Consider the following 1295-nt stretch of genomic DNA (forward strand, 5'->3'; position numbering starts at 1 on the left):
GGAGCTTGACCCGGTTTCCCGGACAGGTGGGTGACTTGATCATGCCGCAGTAGTCAGTGTGGTGTGAAGGGCTTCGTACTCGGCCGGGCTGAGGTAGCCGATGCCGGAGTGACGCCGGCGAGGGTTGTAGAACGCTTCGATCCACTCGAAGATGGCCGAGGCCAGCTCCGCCCTCGTGGGCCAGGGGCGGCGGTCCAGCAGCTCGCGTTGCATCGTGGACCAGAAGCTCTCCATCAATCCGTTGTCGACGCTGGAGGCGACTCGGCCCATCGAACCCAGCAGGCCAGCGGCCCGCAGGCGGTGCCCGAAGATCCACGAGGTGTATTGGCTGCCGCGGTCGGCGTGGACGATGGCTCCGGGCTCAGGGCGACGTCGCCAGCAGGCCATCTCCAGGGCGTCGACGACGAGCTCGGCGCGAATGTGGTCGGCAATGGACCAGCCCACCACCATGCGACTGAAGACGTCTACGACCGCGGCGCAGTAGACCTTGCCCTCGGCGGTGGGGTGCTCGGTGATGTCGGTGACCCACAACCTGTTGGGGGCATCAGCGACGAACCGTCGCTGGACCAGGTCCTCGTGCGGCGCCGGCAGCGGCTTGGAGCCGGACCGTTTGCGGCGGTGGCAGACTCCGACGAGGCCGGCTGTCCGCATCAGCCGGGCGATTCGCTTGCGCCCGCAGGCGATGCCCAGCCCCAGGCGCAGCTCCGCGTGCACGCGGGGAGCACCGTAGGTGGCTCGTGAGGAGGCATGGACCTCGGTGATCGTCTGCATCAACGCGACGTCAGCGACCGACCGGGCCGAGGCCGGCCGGTCGCGCCACTCGTAGTAGCCCGAGCGGGAGACGCCCAGCACCCGGCAGGTCACCGCGACGGGTAGGCCGTCGGCGGCAAGGTCACGGACCAGCGGGAAGATCATTTTGGGTCCGGTAGTGACTCCCGGGCGAAGTAGGCACTGGCCCGGCGCAGAATGTCGATCTCCATTGCTTGCACTCGCGTCTTGCGCCGCAGTGCGATCAGCTCAGCGCGCTCACCCGCGTCGAGTACGCCGCCAGCGCCTTGACCACTACGGCCACCGACTGTCGCAGCGTCGCCTTCAGCCAGACGCACCCAGCGGCGCAGGCAGGACTCGCTGATGCCGAGGTCAGCGGCGATCTTGCCCATCGGCTGCTCACGCAGCTGGGCCAGCTCCACAGCACGCTGACGGAACTCCGGCGGATGAGGTCGGGGCATCACAGGACTCCTCTCTGGGCGACATCATCGCCTCAGGTCGGTGTCCGGAGAAGCGGGTCAAGATCC

General features: G+C 68.0%; 2 protein-coding genes. Both read right to left on the reverse strand.

The window, feature by feature from the left end; all coding sequences use genetic code 11:
* Positions 1 to 39: 39 nt before the first annotated feature.
* Positions 40 to 915 (reverse strand): IS3 family transposase, encoded by an 876-nt coding sequence (locus ABEB16_RS15745; RefSeq protein ID WP_345713173.1) that lies wholly within the window; start codon positions 913 to 915, stop codon positions 40 to 42.
* Positions 912 to 1229 (reverse strand): transposase, encoded by a 318-nt coding sequence (locus ABEB16_RS15750; protein ID WP_345713174.1) that lies wholly within the window; start codon positions 1227 to 1229, stop codon positions 912 to 914. The genes ABEB16_RS15745 and ABEB16_RS15750 overlap by 4 nt, the downstream gene beginning before the upstream one ends.
* Between the last annotated feature and the right edge of the window lie 66 nt (positions 1230 to 1295).

The sequence above is a fragment of the Kineococcus glutinatus genome (assembly GCF_039542765.1).
Taxonomy (GTDB): domain Bacteria; phylum Actinomycetota; class Actinomycetes; order Actinomycetales; family Kineococcaceae; genus Kineococcus_A; species Kineococcus_A glutinatus.

Coding starts and splice junctions, on each gene's coding strand:
- ABEB16_RS15745 (WP_345713173.1), bottom strand. CDS start 915: ATGATCTTCCCGCTGGTCCGTGACCTTGCCGCCGACGGCCTACCCGTC.
- ABEB16_RS15750 (WP_345713174.1), bottom strand. CDS start 1,229: ATGCCCCGACCTCATCCGCCGGAGTTCCGTCAGCGTGCTGTGGAGCTG.